Origin of the sequence: Streptosporangium carneum (genome assembly GCF_027922005.1) — a bacterium.
GTDB classification, from domain to species: Bacteria; Actinomycetota; Actinomycetes; order Streptosporangiales; family Streptosporangiaceae; genus Streptosporangium; species Streptosporangium carneum.
In genome coordinates, this window is sequence record NZ_BSEV01000060.1 from 1 (window position 1) to 4037 (window position 4037).

General features: G+C 64.7%; 5 protein-coding genes. 2 read left to right on the plus strand and 3 right to left on the minus strand.

Annotation, left to right across the window (positions count from 1 at the left end):
* Window positions 1-593 precede the first annotated feature (593 nt).
* From PKF00_RS43745 to PKF00_RS43755, 3 genes are all read right to left on the minus strand, one after another.
* Complete coding sequence (locus PKF00_RS43745) at window positions 594-1166, minus strand: hypothetical protein (protein ID WP_271223704.1); 573 nt, start codon at window positions 1164-1166, stop codon at window positions 594-596.
* Between the two features lie 141 nt (window positions 1167-1307).
* Window positions 1308-1532: a DUF397 domain-containing protein gene (locus PKF00_RS43750; protein ID WP_271223705.1), complete on the minus strand. Its 225-nt coding sequence runs from the start codon at window positions 1530-1532 to the stop codon at window positions 1308-1310.
* A gap of 28 nt (window positions 1533-1560) precedes the next feature.
* Window positions 1561-2445, minus strand: coding sequence for a helix-turn-helix domain-containing protein (locus tag PKF00_RS43755; RefSeq protein ID WP_271223706.1), 885 nt, complete (start codon window positions 2443-2445; stop codon window positions 1561-1563).
* A gap of 325 nt (window positions 2446-2770) precedes the next feature.
* On the opposite strand from PKF00_RS43755, the gene PKF00_RS43760 reads away from it, so the two are divergent.
* Together PKF00_RS43760 and PKF00_RS43765 are read left to right on the plus strand one after the other, a co-directional pair.
* Entirely contained in the window at window positions 2771-2977 is a 207-nt protein-coding gene (locus PKF00_RS43760; RefSeq protein ID WP_271223707.1) for a hypothetical protein, read from the plus strand.
* Window positions 2978-3087: 110 nt separating this feature from the next.
* Window positions 3088-3522, plus strand: a complete 435-nt coding sequence (locus PKF00_RS43765; protein WP_271223708.1) for an ATP-binding protein — start codon at window positions 3088-3090, stop codon at window positions 3520-3522.
* The last annotated feature ends 515 nt before the right edge of the window (window positions 3523-4037 follow it).

Below are 4037 nucleotides of genomic sequence, written 5' to 3' on the forward strand. Positions count from 1 at the left end.
ACGCATGACTGCCGGTCTCGTACGGTGTGCCCGCCGTAGTCGCTCCCTTTCCGGCCGCCCATTCACCTCCAGGCGGCTGAAGCAATCCGCTCAGGGTCGGCTTCATGGTCGATCGCCGCAGCTGAAGCCCCGGTGCGGAAAGGAGCGCAGGGCTGAGGTGAAAAAACCCCAACAAGAGAAGGGCCTTCCCACCCGTGGGGCACCGGCTTCGGTGGGCCACCTGTTGCCCACCCCCCAATACTTGGGCGCGTTCACGCCCCCTGACCAGGTCATGCCCATATCGGCCGGACCCTCCATCAGCCGTTTCCCTCCCCACAAAGCGGTTCCCCCCACCCGTGAGGCCCGTGCTCCGGTGAGACGGCTGTTGCCCGCCCATCGCTTCGCCACCCGCCGAGGCCTCCGTCCCAGCATCCTCAACCGGTCGGCCCCTGCAGATCTCTACCTGCTCGGCTCTCCCACAGCCCCCTCATCCGACCGGTTCTCTCCGAGAGGCCGGGACGGCGAGCAATACGGCGGGCCGAGCGCTGTCAATGGGTAGCGGGTGATTTGGGAGATCCCGGCGGCCGACTCACTGCCTGCGTCCCGTGGAGTGGTCAGGGCCAGTACGGCCGCGCCCGCCCGGCGGCGGCGGCGATCTCCGTGCCGTCGATCTCGACGAACGTCAGCGGTACCCCGAAGGCGGGCCACTCGACCGCGAACTCGAACGGCTCAGGCGGTGGTAGCGGCCACAGCCACAGGTCCCAGTGGCCGGAGATGAAACTGTTGGTTCCCCCTCCACCCCCTCCGCCCCGGTGTCGCAGAACCGGTCCCGTGGGGCGGGGCGGAGGCCAATCGTCGAAATCCAGCTTCTCCTCCAGAGTCGTCCCCTTCGATCCGTCGGGGAAGCGGACGCCGAAGCGGATGGTCTCATCCTCAAGGGGCCGATCCGGGTTTCCCCAGTGGTGGAGACCTCCGAACATCAGGTCACGCCTTCTCCACCACACGTCATTGACCCCTTCGACGTGACGGGCCGCCATCCGGAGATGGAACTTCACGTTCTCGGGAAAGGCGACGGCACTGGCGAGCTCGATGACCAGCGTCTCACTCCGGAACACCGTCTGCTCGACCCCCACGGTGGCCCCCAGCAGGTCGTCCGGCGGTCCGTGCCAGGGAGGATGCTCTTTCACCACTTCCGCTTTTCGCCTACGTGGCGGAGGTTCGTAGAAGAAACTCATGTGGTCAAACTATGCAGCGGCCAGGGCGGGTGCACAGGGATTTTTTGCACTCTTCCCTTTGAAACGGGTGAAATGATGCTCGCCGTAGTACGTTCAGCTCACATCGTCGAACTCGCCGCCCCTGATGCCTTCGGCGAAGGCCCGCCAGGCATCGGGAGAGAACGACAGAACTGGGCCGTGGGGGTCCTTGCTGTCTCGCACCGCAACGACATCGGGAAGGTTGCGAGCCACCTCTACGCACGCGCCTCCGTTACCGTTGCTGCGCGAACTCTTCCGCCACTCCGCCAGCGACAGGTCTACGGGGTGATTCTCCGACATCCGGCACCTCTTTCCGCCTGCTCGATCACTACGTCGCGAGCTCGCTTGCCATGCGCGCGATGATTGCCTTCGATGCCTCTGTGGGCAGGGCTGCGGCGCGCAAGTGGTCGAATATCAGCTTATATCGCTCCACTTCTGGCTGCTTCTCCAGATAAATCGTCCCTGTTGGATACTCGATGTAGACCACATCGGTCTCAAGAGATCCGAACCCAAGCATGTGGAACCCTCCACCCATCGCGGGGTGCGCGCCAACGGCGAAGGGGAGCACCTGAAGTGTCACGTTCGGCAGCTCCGCTGCCTCGATCAGCTTCGCGAGCTGGTCGCGCATCACATCGGCACCGCCGACTGCGCGCCGGATGACCGCCTCATTGACGATCATCCACAGCTGTGGCGGGTCGTCTCCCCTGAGGAGTTTCTGCCGTGCGACTCGTACGGCCACTCGCTGGTCTATCTCCTCCTCCGAAGCCCCGATCTGCGCGGCTCGGTGTACCGCCCGTATGTAGTCCTCGGTCTGGAGCAGCCCGGGAACGAACTCGCATTCGTAGATGTGAAGAGACGATGCTTCGGACTCCAGGCCCACATAGACCTCGAACCATTCGGGCACGGCCTGCCCGTAGGCGTGCCACCAGCCGCGTTGCCGAGCCTCGCGCGCCAGGACAAGTAACGCCTCATGTTCTTCTGGCTTGACCCCGTATACGGCAAGCAGCGCTCGTACGTCGCTCGGCTGGATGGCGCGACGGCCGGTTTCGAAGCGACTGAGCTTGGTCGCATGCCAGTCCAGCTGCTCCACAACCTGATCTATGGTCTGCTTTCTCTCCTCGCGGATGCGCCGTAGCTCGGCGGCCAGTCGACGCCGTCTGACAGTTGGACTCTTCCCGTTTCGGTTCATCCGTTTTATCTCCTTGGCTGCCAATGTCTCTTTTGGGGATCACTAAAAGGAAAATTTGGGCACTTGATTTTTGGCAGTTGCCAAATGGCAACCGCAAGAGCACACTGACGATGGTCACACAGAGTGGCGACTTGCACACCCGATTTTCATTGCTTGGGGCAACGATTCCATTACGGGTCGCCAGTGAGTTTGCCGTGCATGTCCGTAAATGTTGCTGAAGATCCGTGCGGGGTGCTTGCTTCCCAAGTCGGGAAAGGAAATCCGGCGAATGACAAAAAACTGCTCGCATGAACAGTTTGATCATCTGGTGAGGTTGGGGCGGGATCTGCATCGAATCGGGGTGGGGAGCATGCTGGTGCTGCCGGTGACCGGGCAGCCGATTCTGGAGGTCGTCTCGATGGGGCGGACCCAGATCCGGGTGGTGGTGATCCGGCGGGCCCGGGAGTGGGTGTTCATCTGGCGGCCGTGGTGGGCGAGGCTGTGGATGCCGGGTTCGTGGGTGTGGGCCGAGGCGGACAACGCCGCCGACATCATCGCCATGGCGGCCGCCGCATGACCTCCCTCCCACCTCCGCCTTCGTGCTCGTCTTCCCGGCCGCTGTTGCCTCCGGCTCGGCAGCCCGGCTGCCGCTACGAGCGTCATCGCGCAGTCTCACCTCGCTGGGCCGTGCTGTTGCCCCTCGGGCACGCCGACTTCCCCGGAGTTCCGGCCTCGGTGCCCACCGCCCGCCAGTGGGCCCGCGACCTGCTGACCGGCAAAATCGCCGCCCCCGCCCTCGACGACGTTCTTCTCCTGCTCAGTGAGCTGGTCACCAACGCGATCGTGCACTCCGACTCCGGGGGCGGGCAGTACGGGGTGGTGACGGTGTGCGTCGCGCTCTCGAACAACCACGGCGACAGCGTGATTCATGTCGAGGTCATCGACGACGGCTCGGCCGACAGCCTTCCCTTCGTCCGGGCGGCGACGCTGGGCGGCGACGGCGGACGCGGCCTGCTGATGGTCGAGCTGCTCTCGGTCCGTTGGGGTGTTCACCACGACGACGAGGCGGGCAACGCCGTGTGGTTCCACCTGCCGGACAGCACCCCGGGACGCGAGTGGTGAGCCGGTTGCCGAGAACCTCAGGGTTCCCCGCCCCCATCGTCACTCGGTCGGACCCGCCGCACTTCCCGCCGCTCTGACGCTTGGAGAAAGTCAGGAGCCCGTGCAGGAGGAGCGGTGGGCGGGCGACAGTCGTCTCACCGAAGCGCGAGCCCCACGGGTGGGGGGAACCGTCTTGCGGGGAGGGAGACACCTGGCAGGAGTGGGTGGTCGGCCCGGCCATCATGAACGTGACCTGGTCAGGTGTCATGGACGCGCCAAATGCTGGGCGGGTGGGCAACAGACGGCCTGCCGAAGCTGTCGCCCCACGGGTGGGAGGCTCTTCTCTAGTTGGGCGGTTTTTCCAGCTCAGCCCTGCGCTCCTAATGAGTTCTAGGAGTCGGCTATCGGGCAGGCTCCTGGGATGGTTGGCGGCCGCCGACAGGTGAGCACTGTGTGCTCCTGGACGTTGAGTCCTGACGAAAGATCGTGCCCCTTGCCGGTCGGCCGGGAGAGTTGATCGCTGATGGGATGTCGTG

Excerpts from the sequence above, each read along its gene's own strand:
- PKF00_RS43760 (WP_271223707.1), top strand. The coding sequence starts at position 2,771 with ATGCTGGTGCTGCCGGTGACCGGGCAGCCGATTCTGGAGGTCGTCTCG.
- PKF00_RS43750 (WP_271223705.1), bottom strand. The coding sequence starts at position 1,532 with ATGTCGGAGAATCACCCCGTAGACCTGTCGCTGGCGGAGTGGCGGAAG.